The following is a 14,215-nucleotide window of genomic DNA, read 5'->3' as shown; positions in this document are numbered from 1 at the left end:
TTTAATCTTCTATCAGCTGCCTGTCGAATGCAATTTTTGCATTATTTCCTTCCCAGATTACTTTAAAACCCATTGGGAGGGCTGTAAACTGGACGATTTCCGGTCTTAAGGTCATCAGCTGTCCCACCGTCATTTCCTCAAAGGACATGGTTTCCTCATTAAAGCTGCTGCTCATGGCCACCCACCCGGAGTCCGGATGATCTCCCTTCCAGCGGAATAAATTGGCCTGTGCTCCTGTTTTTATCAACGGATCTACGGTAACAATCTGGTCAAACTGAGGAAAATCCGGTTCTGCGTTTAACTGCTGGCAAACGGTAAGCTGCCGGTTCAGTATGTGAAGGGTCCGGCTAAGGCCCTCGCCAAATCCCTGCTGTTCCGGGATTACCTCAAGAATTTCAAAAAAGCCCTGATCTTCATGAAATAAAATACACCATGAAAAGCAGGTTATCTTTTCTCCGTTCTGAATATCCGGTTTCTCATCCTGGATAAATTCTACGAGATATTCCAGAATGGGTTTTAACTGCTCTAATGTAAGGTTGTTTTTTGAGATTTTTAATTCATTTTTAATAGAAGGCTTTAATCCTTTGGAATAATGATCATTACCCTCAGAATAAAATTCTACATCTCTGATCTTAAATGTTTTTTTTCTGCTGAAGAGTCCCATGGATAGTGTTTTTATTTTTTTAATATTTTTTTGAAAAACAGTTCTATTTTAGATGCACCTTTCTGTTCGTTGAAAAAGGGCAGTGGGATATTGATTTCACCTTCGTCCTTTGTCATGCTTCTGATCCCGTTATATAAACCCTCTTCAGCTTTTGAAACCGGAGATACAGGGGTTAAGGGGTAAAACCGGCTGTGAGCATCCATTCCGACAGGGAAGTTGGTTCTTTCCAGCCAGAATGGTTCCAGCAAATCACTGATCGGCTCCAGGTGTATTTTATCATCCAGACTTTTTCTTGCTTTTTCTATGAAATCTTCATCCCAGTTTGAGTTGATGCTCTCAAAATATTTTAAACCTCTTGCAGGGATGTGCAGTAAAAAAATCTGAGTTTTACCTTCACGTTCATAAACATCAAGCACTTTGAAATAGCTGTTTACATTGATGCAGCAATGGCCGAACCTTTCATTATCCGGGTTTATTTTATAGAGTTTTGCGGCTTTTGCAGAAGCGATTAAAAATCTTGTATTGAATTTCATTCCGCCTCCCCGACAGCTTACATCAAGATAATATCCGTTTCTGATGAGTTGGCCTTTGGTGAATTTTCCGGCAAGGCCAGGAGCTAAATCACAGTCTTTATAATATAATGTTGCTCCGGGATAGGTCCAGTTGATGATTTCCTCCGAATTTTCAAAAATACCGTTTTCTATTGCTTCCATATCTTTTACCCTGTTTTATTTATCTTTATACGCCTCTATTTTTTCTGATAGTCTTTTGGCCAGATACTCATTGCCTTCTTTTAAATGCTCATAGATCATTCTGGCTTCCTCCATATATTTTTCTTTTTTCGCCTGTTTCCAGAAGTAGGGTGGGGCATATAGATTACAGATCCTGTCGGCCATTTTCACCGCCCAGACTTCTTTTGGCTGTGCTTTTATCCGGTTTAGGCTGTCTGTCATCTGATGCTCCTTTTCAAGCTGCGTATTTTTCGTTAAAGCAAGAACCCCTTCTTTCACCTGTGTACCATATTCCTTTTCCAGATCTTCTGTGCTGAAGCCGGTGTCTTCTATGGTATCGTGCAGAAATGCACATTTTACAGCAAGCTCTGTGTTAAAATCAGGGGTGTTTTTAGAAGCATTCATGATTTCAAATACAACGCTGCCGATATGGTTGATGTATTCAATTTTTTCGTCTTTATGCTGTCCGCCGTAGGTTTGTCCGTTATGGAGAATGCTTACTTTCTGCCATATATCCTGTAAATCGTCAATCGTAAAAGTATCGTTCATTTTTGTTTTATTTTTAGATTTTGTTAAATGTTACTCATTAATCTGAGTTTTCAGCCAGTCTTCCAAATTTTTGAATTCCTCCGTTGAAATGTGGTTTTTATAATCAGAAATTTTACTGAGTAAATCTTCATAGTCCTCTATTTCGTAATACAATTCTTTGGGATCATCTCCGTTTTCAATCATTTCATTATGCCGTGCTACCATGTCATGGGTTTCTTCAACATAAAAATCAGCTATGAGTTGTGGGGAAGATGCATAATTGTCCAGTACATATTCCTCAAAATTATAATTCCAGCGGGCAAAATCTCTTGTAATTCTGAGTTCCAGTGTTCCGTTTTTAATTTCATACCGGTTGATGATAAAATCCCAGATTACATAAAATATAGAGTCTTCCAGATAGGGCGACATTTCGCTGAGAAATTCATCAAAATCCTTTTCAAAGCCATACTTGGTGCCATCCTTTATGGATACGTATATCCCCGGCTCCTCAAAATCAATTATTCTTTCCGCAGCATACATTGCATAATTTTTGATCTTCCCATCACCGGAATGCGTCACTTTTATGTTGGAAAAAATGATCTGCTCTTTATGATAAAGGCCTGGATCAACAGCATATTTCTCCGAAAAAATATTCTCTCTGTCTGTGCGGACCTTTAAGACGGCCCCACAACTAATGACTTTCGGGATAAGCTGATATACTTCATGGAGTGTTCCCATTCTTTGATTATTAAAGTTTACTTATAAAACTGCCGTTCTATTTTGTCCCAATCGAATTGAAATCTCTATTGACAGTGGTTTTTAATGATTGAAACAGCCAGATCTTCTTTGTTGAAAATATTTGAATACCAAAATCCTTTTCCCCAGGTTCCCTTTCCAAAAAATTCCTCAGGGTATTTTGAGCGTAAAAGTGATGAGGTGATGCTTTTTAATCTTGAAATTTTCTGAGTTATTGATTCTGCGTGGGAAAATGCCAGTATTTCAACTTTTGACTCATTCACATTGAGCATCTTGATTTCAAGCCCGTCAATAATTCTGTCTCCGTTTTCCCGGCAAACCTTTTCAATATCAAGTTTTAATTGGGCCATCGATTTTTCATTGAGCAAAAGCCGTTCCTCCCGGGAGCTTTTGCTGATATATTTGGCCGGAAGCTCATGGGATAAATTATAATTTATATTATGATCCCGCAATACTGTATAAGCGTCTGCCAGCTTTTGCCAGTCTCCATTTTTATCCCATACAGGATATTCCTGACAGGTGGTCCAGATGATATGAAATAATTGTTTTCTGCCCATCATTTTTAGTAAATTTCTTTACCGGTATACTATTTTAGCTGTTTTAAAGACCTTTATCATTTCTTCCTTTTTCTCTTCTGTAAACGAATCGGCTCTGACAGCCATAAAACAGGAATGGAAAAAATTCTTCCCCTGAGTAAGATACCAGACCTGCGATACTTTGGAGTTGTATTCCTCATCTGCGGCGTTTTGTATCAGATACATGATCCACGGTTCTTCAGCATTTAAATCTTTTGCAATTACGCTCAATTCTGCATTTTTTGATTGGTCTTTTGCCCTTTTGTATGAATCGTTCATGGCTTTGGCTAAATCAACATTTTTCACACCTGCCATTGAAGTTAAACTGAGGTATTCGGAAGGTTTTTTTAGGGTGTCATATGTATTAGCGACTAAAACTACATACTGATTGTTTTTATAGTTTTCATAGGTTATTTTCCATTTTTCTGTGTCGGGTATTTTCACAAAGATACGTTCCTCCATCGGTTTTCTGAATCCGGAGGTTTGCAGGTGCTTCTCACTGTCTGCCGCTCCCGGCTTTCCTGTTTTTTGTGCGGAGACAGAAAAACAGCTTAATAATATGATGAATATAATTGCAGATTTCATTTTAATTTCCGGTTTTTAGTTGATATACTTAGTGAAGTGCCCCATTCTCTGAAATTATAAACAGGCAAAACTGTCCCAGTTGGGTCTGTTGATTATTTTACCTTCATGCTCTATCGGAAATAAATGATCCAGATATTTTTGATCCGACATGGTGATTTCAAGAACAGATTCAATGCTGTACTTTTCAATTTCGATTTCGTAAGCATCTTCCCATTCGTCGGAATCTATTACCAGACCTCTGGCTTCTAATGAATCCGAGACTATGGAATCTATGTTTTCTTCGTTCTGTTCACTGATGATTTCAACAGATTCAATATACTGGTGAACTACTTTCTCAAGATAATCATTGTCACAGGACTGAGAGGTGCTGATCTCAGCCAGCAGAGTTCCCTTCGGAAATTCAAAAGTCTGGTGTGAGCCCTGTAAACAGGCATCATGGATAACCTGAATGATAAATACGGGTTCTGTGGGGATGCGTCCGTTGTTACTATGTACATTTTTGATTTTTAACGTACATTTTTTACCTTCCAGTGATAATAGCTGAACCTTCCAAAGTGCTGACATATTTTATTTTTAAATTAATTAGATTATTATTTCCTGAAAAAGACTTCCGCCTGATACAAATCCCGTGTTTTATTTAAGAAATTGTTCTATTACCTTCAAAGCTGCTTCGTTGTTACTTTCTTTTGCCAAATCCACCGGGGTTTTTCCGTCTGCATTTTTTTTGTTGGGGTCGGCTCCCATCATCAGTAATGATTTTGTATATTTTGGACCACTATATTTCTTCCAAAACTCAGGGCTGATTCTGAACTGTTTATGAAGTATAGTGTCTCCTTCATAGTTTACGGCATTGATGTCTGCCCCGTATTGTATAAGCAGTTTAATTAATTCCGCGTTTTTACAGAGCGCACAATTGAAAAGAACAGAAGGATGTACATTTACATCAGCTCCTTTTTCTAATAAAAAAGTAACCAGAGGAATAATGTTTTTGTTGTCCCAATGGCTCACCGCTTTAATCAGCGGATTTTGATCACCGATGTACAGGTTCAGAAGATCGGGATTTCTTTCCAGTCTTTCTTTCACTTCTTCTAAACTTCCTTTGCTGCCACAGGCATTGATCAGATATTCTGCCTCTATATAATTTTTCACAATCAGATTGCTTTCTACTCCTTTGGTAGGTTGTAATAATTCTGCTGGAATTTTTTTTAAAACAGAGCTGTCTTTTGGAATACGGTCTTCGTCCGGTGTATAGCCGATCGTTTCGGGGAAATTATTTTCAAGCAGCCGTTTTTCTGCTTCTTTCATCAGTTTATAACCGTCAAGCTGCCATCCTTCAGGAACTTCAGCTTCAGAACTGTATCTGCTGTAATAAAACGAAGGATCAGCCCTCCAGTAAATCATTAATGCAGTTGCTTTGTCGCAGTGTTCGCTGTCCAGGGTCTGATATAGCCGTTCATGTCCGTTGTCCCAGTTATAAAGTTCGGTCCTTACAAAAAGTTTTTCTGAACGGGTAAAATGATATGAGTCCATTCCAAAGTTTTTATTTGATTAATCTTTTCTGCATAAACGGGAAAGTTTCTTTAAATTCCCAGTTTTCTATTGAAGCAGCATAATCTGTTCCTGCATAAATTGCGACGGTATGATCTTTTTTACCAAAGACGGTCTGATTCCAGAAATCGAAATAATCGAAGTAAAATACATGGATATGATCAGGGTGATGCGGAACTTTATTCCCCTCTGAGAATAATTGCAGAGCCGGCGGAATAAGTGTTTTCATTCCTAAATCATTCATTTCGACAGATTCGTTATAGAATAAAAAGTCTTTTAATCTATTGGGATCTGAAAGGCGGTTATTGAAAGGCGGTTCATCAAAATCCAATCCTATTAAAGCATGAAATTCATCTCTTACCTCTTCATATGCTTCATTTCCGATCATATCGGCATAACTCAAAGTATCCGGATCAACATCAAATTCGTCCCAGTCGGTGATTTCGTATTTATCAAATTCATTCCAGACTTTCGCAGGATTTATATACCGGAACTCAAACCCGTCAAAACAGTGATAAAATGATAATAATTCGGCATCAATCTCTGTGCTGAATAACTGTCTGTACTGATTTTCCAGCATTTGAGCATTTTCTGCGGAGCCCTGTGGAATGTATAAATGGGTGATGAACAGATCGGGATCCTGGATGATATTTTTTATTTTGTCATAGGTATGCTGTCCCAAGTTTTCCAATCTGCTGCCTGGCAGGCCCTTACAATTTTTCAGGTATTCTATTGAGTCTGTTAAGTCGTTGTTATTCATATTTTTATACTTGATTGTCTGTAATGTTTCCGGTTTTATATCCGGGCATGTTCTGAATACTGTTTTCTCATCAGTTCAATGATGGGAACAAAGAGATCGATATCTTCTGTCGAGGCTCTCCAGGTGTAATCAACGTTTTTACCGGCCAGGCTGACACCGAACTTCCATTCGGAACCGTCCAGAACGATCGCTTTTTCTTTCTGTATACTTTCAGGAAGCTGTATTTGATCTAGCCTTGACAGTTCCTCTTTCAGTATTGCCGCATCTGTATCGGCGAGCATTTTTTCATCAGTGATGATCCTCAGCCTGTCCAGGTTGTAGATTTCCAGAGTCCACCGGCTGAAGTCGTATGCGCTATCCCACTGCCTGAATGCCGAACGGATTGTTCCATCTGAATTTTCAGCTAAAATGATTTTATAGGGAAATCCGCCAAGTGACGGGATTCTGGAAAAATAAGCAATTATTTTTTCTCCGGGCTTTAAACCGAAATTCTCTATTTCGGTTTCTGCCGCCTTCATCAGGGCTGTTGTACTGTTTGAAATTTTTTCCATTCTGTTCCGTTTTTCAGTATTGTTAAGGGTTGGCTTAAACCTTTTAACGATGATTTTCTATTGGCTTTTCCAATTGAATTTTGTCATTTTATTGGTGAACTTCTGATCAACAACCTCAATGTTTAATTCCCCGTTTTCTTTGGTCAGGATCAGCATGCAGCCCTTTTCTAAAATTCCGCTTTCATTGAATTCCAGCTCCTTTATTTTGATGGACTGCGTGATGCCGTTAAGGTCTGTTTCTTCTTTAAACGGTTCTCCCGTATGTCCGTAAAAGTGGTAATGAAAAATCACATGGTCCAGCACTTCCCGGATTTCAGCCATTCCATAGCCTCTCTGGCTGCTGTCGTCTTTATCGTGAGTGATCAGGATATCAAAAATGTCTTTGGTCTTCAGGAGTTTCCTGATTTCCTTTCTTTCATAATCCTGGATAAACCGGTTTTCTGATCTTCCTTTCCGGTCTCCGATTCTGCCGATCCCCACAAAGTTCAAAACTTCATTTTCCGTTTTTAATTCCTGTTTCAGACCCGATTTACAGACAAATACCCGTTTATAAACATCAATGGGAAACAGGGGATTCTGAGAATTTTCTTTTTCCAGCCGGTCTAAAAAATCGTGGTCTTCGTGATTTCCCCGGACACAGATCATATTGATATTAAGACCGTCTAAAAATGACTGAATTTCCTGATTGATTTTTGTGAAATCATCATGAAACCCCAGTTCATCCCTGTCGTATTGGGCGTGTTTTATTGTTGCTTTATCCAGGTTTTCGAGAGCAGGATAAGCACCCATATCTCCGCACTGCAATATGAAATCGATTTTACAGCCTGTTTCTTTCTGGTATAAATCAACTAATTTGAAGGGTAATAGTATTTTACCGTGGATGTCAGAAAATAATGCGATTTTCATAATTGATGTTTCTTTTTTATCCTATGCGTTCAGATAGTGAGTTTTCGGGATTTGTTATGTGTGAGGGTTTTAATATATCTTTTCAATGATTTTTCCTAATTTATCAGCGATATTACTCTTCGTCATACCGGCTATTTCCCATTTTTCGCCATCAAATTGTGAAATGGTAACAGAATGATCTTCATCAAATTTAAACGTGTAATATATAAATCCCTCTATTTTGTCAAGATTTACGGTCACTTCAACGTTGTATTCCGTATTGTTGAAATTTAAATTAATGATTTTATCAGGTTTTTTCATTTTTTTAATACTTTTTCTTATAGACTAACCGGGGATGGACGGCTTCAAGTTTTCCTTCCTTCATCAGTTCAGTAACTTCCTGATTACTCCATTCGTACGGGTAGTCTAAACCTTGAGCAATACCAATCACATTCATTGTATTTAAAACGGTTGTGATCAGATTTTCAAAAGCAGTTTCATGAGGTTCGAATATATAATCTCTTATCGTGATGGCAATATATTCAATGGTCATATTATCTAATGACCGAAACTCAACGCCAATATCATAAGGGGAAAATCCTTCAAATTTCCCTTCAATTCCTCTGTAATTAAGCAATCCTCCGGTCCTGTGATTTCTAAGCCTTTCAATGGCATTGTCTTTTTCTTCCTTTGACTGAGGGATGATTCTTTCAGACTCAAATATATAATCTTCACCATCATCAGTATCGATATCACAAAGATAAATTACATCAAAATCTCCTTCTTCAATTTCAAAATGATTCTTTGTAAAACTATTGTGCATACTGTCAAATACATCTTTCATGTCTGAAGGAGGGACGGCAATGATGATGACTTCACTTAAATGAGACATTTTTCCTGTTTTAAATATTGAGAATTTATAAATCCCGGTTTCAGAAATCTAAGACTTCAGAACGAATTTTGACGGATTTACTTTTATTGTATAAGATTAAAGCCGGGAGACTTTGTGCAGCTGGAATTAGTGGTTGCTCATGATTTACAATTTTCGTGTTATTAGTTTTACAGGCTTAATAATTTTTTATATAACTGATAAGCCGAAAGACAAATATACAGAAAACAATCAAAGAAAAATGAAAAAAGCAGATCATAATTTAAAGTTCTGCTTACCATTGAATGTCATTTCAGTTCATAGCAACATGATGCTTTTTGAAGAAGAACATAGCGATATTAGCTAAAAATAGTCCCGGACTCATGGGCCTGGGATTTTAAATTTATTGTTTGATACCTGAGCTGAGAATCCTTAGCTGTGAGCGGGAATTATTGGCTCAAAGTCAGGAGACTTTGCGTAGCATGGGGAACATTTTTTTGAGTAAGGAAGATTTTCAGAATTCCAGTTGATCTTTTTTACAGTACCACTTGGGACTGCAGGCCGAAACATCACAGCCTGCAAAATGATATTTCTTTTTATTTTTTTTCATAAATTTCCAGGTAGTCAGTCCATAAAAAACAGGCAGAACATTTTCTTTTGAATGGCAGACCGGGCAAACTCCGCTTTTATTTTCTTTGAATCTGCAATATTTGGAGACGTAAAAATCTGCGGTTGTTTCTCCGTTGATGTGAACGTTAAATTGATTATTTTCAGAATAGCTGTCATTAACAAGGCTTAAAATGTAATTTCCGTTGCTTACATCATCAAACTGATAGGCACCATCCTGATGGGTATATGAGAAATATTCTTTACCATTCACATTATTTGTCAGTTTCAGGCGAAACAAGGTTTGTTTATCACTGATGGAATCTTTTATGATGCCTTTTAAGGACTGAGAGGAAAACAGCCCGGAAATCAGGAAAACTAGAAGAATTTGAATGTATTTCATTTCTTTTGGTTTATGGGTGATATTGTAAAATCATCGATGGCATTTGTACATTTGAAAGGCTATTTAAAAGTCCTGAAAATACAGCAACAGCAATAGTTCCTTAGGTTTATTTTGAGAATATCCGGATTGAACCCTACTTAAATTTTTCATGATTATTTTTTCAATTTCTTCATCTCTGGTTCCTACTTTTTTTATGGTAACAATATGGTCAATTTTCATCTCATCATTTAAAGTGACTTTGTAAAACCCGGTTTTGTCGGAAGGATTTCCTATTTTTAGTTTTTTAAAGTCTGATTCCAGCTTATTTGTTTTGTTATTTAACTTTAAGGTCTTATCGTAGAGATTGACAAATTTTAATGTGGAAAACTGTTCCTTATGTTTTTCAATTTCGGAGAACAGATTTGAATATGAATTAATTTTCTCTGATTCATCAATTAAGGGATTTTGTTCTGAAGATAAATAAATTATCCGGCTGCACAGGCTTGCCCAATATTCATTATTCTGGTTTTTCTTAAGAATGACGAGGTATTTTTCTCCTTTTTCAACATATAAATTGCAGCCTCCGACAAATAATGAGTTGCCGTCTGTAACATTAATCCTGCCATAAATGTTTAAAGCATCAAATTCATTTCCTTTATAAATTTTTTCAAAAGCCAAATCCGCTTTATAAGCGCTTCGCTGAAAGTCTTTGGCAACGTCTACATTTTTGTTGTCATAAGTCTTTTTGATAGAAACAATACCTACGAAATCGGCATCCATATATTCCTGGGCAATGTTTTCAAAAATACATGAGCATGCCCATGTTTTTATACTGCAAAAGACTAAAATAAATAATAATATGCTGTTTTTCATACACTGTTGTTATCGTTATCCTATCAGTTCAACCGGTTTTAAGGTAATTCTATCTGTATCTACGGTGTCTGTTTTTGTAATGAGAAACGTGATTTCCTTTTTATTTTTGATATAAATATCTATATTGTTCAATCCGGTTTCCAGGTTGATCCGGGGTGAGTTGTCGTAGAGCTTCTTTTCATCTTCATCACGGATCTGCAGTCTTTTTTCCAGCATTGAGTCCGGAGTAAAAGTTATTTCTTTGCCCTGTTTGGTCATTAATTTCTTTAGAAATTCAAAATTATCAATGTCTTCATCGGTTAAGGTATCGCTTTCGCCCCAGGCCCGGCACATTCTTGTAAACCTCCCGTGAGGAACCAGAAGAACTTGGTCTCCTTCATCCACATTCAGATAGTTATACGATTCCTTGTATTTCCACTGATCGCTATCTATTTCTGCTTTATTAAAAACAAAATTCAGGGTTTTAACGGTTTCCTGTGTGGTCATGATATGAACAATGCCTTTCATAATGACTTCGGATAGCCCTTCCGGATAGGCATAATCAAATTCCTTATCGGAATAGTATTCCTTACATTTTGTCATATTGGCGATGATTAATACGCCTTCAGTGTTGAAATCTTTTATTTTCATGGATTATCTTTTGTTTTTATATCTGTTGCACCTCTTCAAAATAATCGTCCGGAGACATAGATTCTTTACTCATTACTTTCCGGAAAGCCTTTTGGGTGTCTGCATCTATGGCTATTTTGGGAGCCTGATGTTGCCGGCTGTACATACACACGGCCTGAATTAAAACAGCAGCCATTTTCCGTTCAGAAGTTTTAGAGGATTTTGCCCATTCTATCGCTATTGGAAGGAGTTTGCCTGTTTCGATACCTAAATATTCCAGTTTGTTGGATTGTAATAAATGATGCACCGTTTCGAATAACTGCTTTCCTAAGGTCTGTTGACTTTTGAGGGGATTCTGAAATAATGCTGCTATCCGGGAGAGTTCAAAGCATTCATTTACGTTGTAAAAATGGTGAATTTTATAGGCATCATTTCCTTTATATTTTACAGGAATAATTTCTTCTCCTGTTTTATTAATACAGCCATAATTTCCGCCAACCAGTTTGTTGTTTTTTATTATTCCTCCAATGGATACAGAGGCTAAACCTCTGTTAAATGTATCTGCTCTTTCGTATTGAAGCGGTATGATTTCTTTTCCGTTTTTATCCATATATCCCCATTTGCCATTAATTTCTACTCCCAGCAATTCTTCGGTAAAATCATAAAGCATATCATCATAAATACATGGGATAAGTTCTTCGCCACTATGGCTAATATATCCCCATTTTCCATTTTTTTTTACCTTAGCCCAATTGTGGTGAAACCCGTAGGCTTTATCATAAATAGCCGGAATTACTTCAACCGCCTGTTCATTTACATAGCCATACTTTCCGTCTTTGTTTATCAGTGCAAGCCCTTCCGGTAATGAATGATGTACATAATCATATATACACGGAACCGCTTCTTTGCCTTCTTTATCCAGATATCCCCATTTTCCGTCTTTTTTTACCTTAGCCAATTTATCCATGAACGTCCAGATTTCATCATAGCAAAACGGACTTATCTCTTCACCTTTTCTACTGAAAACAGCATATTTTTTTTTTTGTTTCGCATAGGCTAAGTTATCGCCGTAAAACGATATCATCTCATAGATAAAAGGGATTATTGTTTTTTTATTGAAGTCAATCATGCCCCATTTGCCCTCCTTCTCCAATAGAATTACTTCATCTTCAATACTGGAGATATAATCATAAACAGGAGGAAGTATTTCTTTGCCCTGAAGCGTATATGCTCCCCATTTTTTATCTTTTCTTACGTATGCATACAACTCATCGGTTCTGATAAAATCATGGATAACGGGAATTATTTCCTTCCCGTGCTCATCGGTAAATCCGTGTTTACCGTCTTTCTCTGTCTGAATTAAATTCATATTCTTATGTAGTTTTTAAGGATGGCTTCCTCATTCATTTTCATTTCAGTAAGTTCTTTTATCTGGCAGGCCTTTTCCGTTTTGTTTACAGATGCTGCCAGATCAATGATATTGCCGTTTTTATCTCCGTTTTTCCATTGGAAGAGGGTGGTGTAAATCTCAGCAAATGATTCTTCCGGGCCGGCTTCAATATCATTGAATTTCCTTTCGAGTAAAGCGAAAAAAACATCTAAAGCATAATCAAGATTTTCCCCGGAAAGTGTTTTTATTTCATGGTAGAGTTCTTTGAAAGTGATCTTCAGGTTTTTCAATCCTTTATACGCGGAATGAACGGTACCTGTTGCTGTGGAATCTGCTTCCCAGTTCCTGTCAAAAAGAATTTTCCTGAAATAGGGTTTTCCCTGTTCTCCGCAAAGCGAAAAACCAAGTACAATGCCTGCATTACAGTCTGTGGACGCAAATGTGTTTCCTGATTCAAAAAGCTGTTCCAGTACTACGCCGGGATCTTTTAGTCTGCCGGCTAACGCAGGAACAAATTCGGGGAATAAATTTTTCCCGTAACATTTTTCAATTTCTGCTTCAATTTCTTTTTGATATTCAGTGCAGTTGAAATGTAATAAACCCAGAACCGCAGACCTGGAAATATAATAATCGGTTTCTTCTTTGTTTCCAAAAAGATAGTCAGCTAAAATAGGTTTTATCGGTTCATATTTTAAATGGCCCAAAACTTCTAAAATTTCCGGGTCTGTATTTTCAACCAATTTATTTTGGTGGATAGATACATTGAAAATCTGTTCTGCAGTAGAATGGTTTCCCAATGCTTTAAAAACAGGAAGTAAATAAGTATGATCAAAATCAAAAGGATGGACCAGATACTGTTTTAAAATTTCATCAGCATCCCTTTTACCACCGCATTTAACAATAGAATTTACCAGTGAACATATAATGGCGGATTCTCTTTCTGAAGAGGGAAGTTTTAAATATTCAATAAGTTCGTGGGTTGTTTTCAGCATGTTATCAGTACATTTTTTATCAGAATCCTTTGAACGCATTTTTTATGACTTCAGGCAGCCCGGCTTTGTTCTTCACCTTTTCATAATACTTTTTAGATTTTTTCATCAGTTTCTCATCAGAAGTTTTCATTCCGACCTGTTTCAGACATAATGCATAGCATCCGTTAAAAGTATCCTCTTTTTTAAAATTCGATTCCACCTTTTCAAAATAGGGAATGGCTTCTTCATATTTCTCGTTGAATGTTAATAATATTGCTTTCAGGGATTGACAGTCTTTGTTTGGATAATTGTATTTTTTTCCAGCAATATCTATATTTTCAAGCCCGTTTTTATAATCTTCTATAAATAGGGAGGTGAGTGCAATTCCGTAATATCCTTCAGGGCTTTCGGGAAAATATTCTGTGATTTCCTGGAATTTTTTTCTTGAAAAACTCATCCTTCCGACTTTCATTGCGAGGGTGGCAAGGTTTTGCTTAAATTCTATGGACCTGTTTTGGGCAAGGCTGTCTGCGGCGTGATAGAAAATCACGGCTTCTTTCTCCATATTACTTAATCTTAAGGTGTATCCGGCCCAGAAATAGGCATCACAAAAGGAATTGTCTGTTTCTATGACTTCCGAAAAGATTTTGAATGCAGCACCAAGATATAAGTTTTGCTGTACAGATTTTATTCCGAGGGGATAGATTTTATTTACTCTTTCGTTATCCGGCTTTTTACAATAAGTTCTGTTTCCTAAGAAATAATCTGTCTGATTTTGCTGGGCATTAATATTCATCAGACCTGACAGCACTAACAGGATCAATAATATTTGTTTCATGGATTTATTTTTTTATACAATTTCATACAACGAAAAAGGTATTGATTTAACACTGGTGAATGGTTAGCCTTACTCCAGGTTTTTACCACCCATTA

Annotated in this window: 19 protein-coding genes; all 19 read right to left on the bottom strand. The window is 36.9% G+C overall.

Features of this window, described 5'->3' with window-relative positions; genetic code table 11:
• Position 1: 1 nt before the first annotated feature.
• The 19 genes from AC106S_RS17510 to AC106S_RS17420 all read right to left on the bottom strand — a co-directional run bounded on the left by AC106S_RS17510 (position 2) and on the right by AC106S_RS17420 (position 14,120).
• Entirely contained in the window at positions 2-664 is a 663-nt protein-coding gene (locus AC106S_RS17510; RefSeq protein ID WP_482440981.1) for an immunity protein Imm33 domain-containing protein, read from the bottom strand.
• An 11-nt stretch (positions 665-675) separates the two neighbouring features.
• Positions 676-1,377, bottom strand: a complete 702-nt coding sequence (locus AC106S_RS17505; protein WP_482440980.1) for a hypothetical protein — start codon at positions 1,375-1,377, stop codon at positions 676-678.
• A 15-nt stretch (positions 1,378-1,392) separates the two neighbouring features.
• Positions 1,393-1,944 (bottom strand): bifunctional (p)ppGpp synthetase/guanosine-3',5'-bis(diphosphate) 3'-pyrophosphohydrolase, encoded by a 552-nt coding sequence (locus tag AC106S_RS17500; protein WP_482440979.1) that lies wholly within the window; start codon positions 1,942-1,944, stop codon positions 1,393-1,395.
• Positions 1,945-1,974: 30 nt separating this feature from the next.
• Positions 1,975-2,661: a hypothetical protein gene (locus AC106S_RS17495; protein ID WP_482440978.1), complete on the bottom strand. Its 687-nt coding sequence runs from the start codon at positions 2,659-2,661 to the stop codon at positions 1,975-1,977.
• Positions 2,662-2,726: 65 nt separating this feature from the next.
• The gene (locus AC106S_RS17490) at positions 2,727-3,239 is read right to left on the bottom strand and encodes a transposase (protein WP_482440977.1); all 513 of its coding nucleotides are present in this window, start codon (positions 3,237-3,239) and stop codon (positions 2,727-2,729) included.
• A 15-nt stretch (positions 3,240-3,254) separates the two neighbouring features.
• Positions 3,255-3,839, bottom strand: a complete 585-nt coding sequence (locus tag AC106S_RS17485; protein ID WP_482440976.1) for a hypothetical protein — start codon at positions 3,837-3,839, stop codon at positions 3,255-3,257.
• Between the two features lie 54 nt (positions 3,840-3,893).
• Complete coding sequence (locus AC106S_RS17480; RefSeq protein WP_482440975.1) at positions 3,894-4,403, bottom strand: hypothetical protein; 510 nt, start codon at positions 4,401-4,403, stop codon at positions 3,894-3,896.
• 69 nt (positions 4,404-4,472) lie between these two features.
• Positions 4,473-5,369 carry a DUF4274 domain-containing protein gene (locus tag AC106S_RS17475; protein ID WP_482440974.1) on the bottom strand — a complete coding sequence of 299 codons (897 nt, stop codon included), beginning with the start codon at positions 5,367-5,369 and terminating at the stop codon, positions 4,473-4,475.
• Between the two features lie 10 nt (positions 5,370-5,379).
• A complete protein-coding gene (locus AC106S_RS17470) occupies positions 5,380-6,147 on the bottom strand; it encodes a hypothetical protein (RefSeq protein ID WP_482440973.1) in 768 nt (255 codons plus the stop codon).
• 35 nt (positions 6,148-6,182) lie between these two features.
• Complete coding sequence (locus AC106S_RS17465) at positions 6,183-6,698, bottom strand: hypothetical protein (protein WP_482440972.1); 516 nt, start codon at positions 6,696-6,698, stop codon at positions 6,183-6,185.
• A gap of 57 nt (positions 6,699-6,755) precedes the next feature.
• Positions 6,756-7,604 carry a metallophosphoesterase family protein gene (locus AC106S_RS17460; protein WP_482440971.1) on the bottom strand — a complete coding sequence of 283 codons (849 nt, stop codon included), beginning with the start codon at positions 7,602-7,604 and terminating at the stop codon, positions 6,756-6,758.
• A 69-nt stretch (positions 7,605-7,673) separates the two neighbouring features.
• A complete protein-coding gene (locus tag AC106S_RS17455) occupies positions 7,674-7,904 on the bottom strand; it encodes a hypothetical protein (protein WP_482440970.1) in 231 nt (76 codons plus the stop codon).
• 4 nt (positions 7,905-7,908) lie between these two features.
• Positions 7,909-8,475 (bottom strand): hypothetical protein, encoded by a 567-nt coding sequence (locus AC106S_RS17450; RefSeq protein WP_482440969.1) that lies wholly within the window; start codon positions 8,473-8,475, stop codon positions 7,909-7,911.
• A gap of 490 nt (positions 8,476-8,965) precedes the next feature.
• A complete protein-coding gene (locus tag AC106S_RS17445; RefSeq protein WP_482440968.1) occupies positions 8,966-9,460 on the bottom strand; it encodes a hypothetical protein in 495 nt (164 codons plus the stop codon).
• 63 nt (positions 9,461-9,523) lie between these two features.
• Positions 9,524-10,312: a hypothetical protein gene (locus tag AC106S_RS17440; RefSeq protein ID WP_482440967.1), complete on the bottom strand. Its 789-nt coding sequence runs from the start codon at positions 10,310-10,312 to the stop codon at positions 9,524-9,526.
• Between the two features lie 15 nt (positions 10,313-10,327).
• Entirely contained in the window at positions 10,328-10,942 is a 615-nt protein-coding gene (locus AC106S_RS17435; RefSeq protein WP_482440966.1) for a hypothetical protein, read from the bottom strand.
• A 16-nt stretch (positions 10,943-10,958) separates the two neighbouring features.
• Positions 10,959-12,290 (bottom strand): WG repeat-containing protein, encoded by a 1,332-nt coding sequence (locus AC106S_RS17430; protein ID WP_482440965.1) that lies wholly within the window; start codon positions 12,288-12,290, stop codon positions 10,959-10,961.
• The gene (locus AC106S_RS17425; RefSeq protein ID WP_482440964.1) at positions 12,287-13,303 is read right to left on the bottom strand and encodes a hypothetical protein; all 1,017 of its coding nucleotides are present in this window, start codon (positions 13,301-13,303) and stop codon (positions 12,287-12,289) included. Before AC106S_RS17425 ends, AC106S_RS17430 begins: the two co-directional genes overlap by 4 nt.
• A gap of 19 nt (positions 13,304-13,322) precedes the next feature.
• Positions 13,323-14,120 (bottom strand): hypothetical protein, encoded by a 798-nt coding sequence (locus AC106S_RS17420; protein ID WP_482440963.1) that lies wholly within the window; start codon positions 14,118-14,120, stop codon positions 13,323-13,325.
• Between the last annotated feature and the right edge of the window lie 95 nt (positions 14,121-14,215).

It is taken from the genome of Chryseobacterium sp. FR054 (assembly GCF_056844565.1).
Note: the sequence above shows the minus strand (reverse complement) of the source record. Positions and strands in the feature narration are given on the sequence as shown.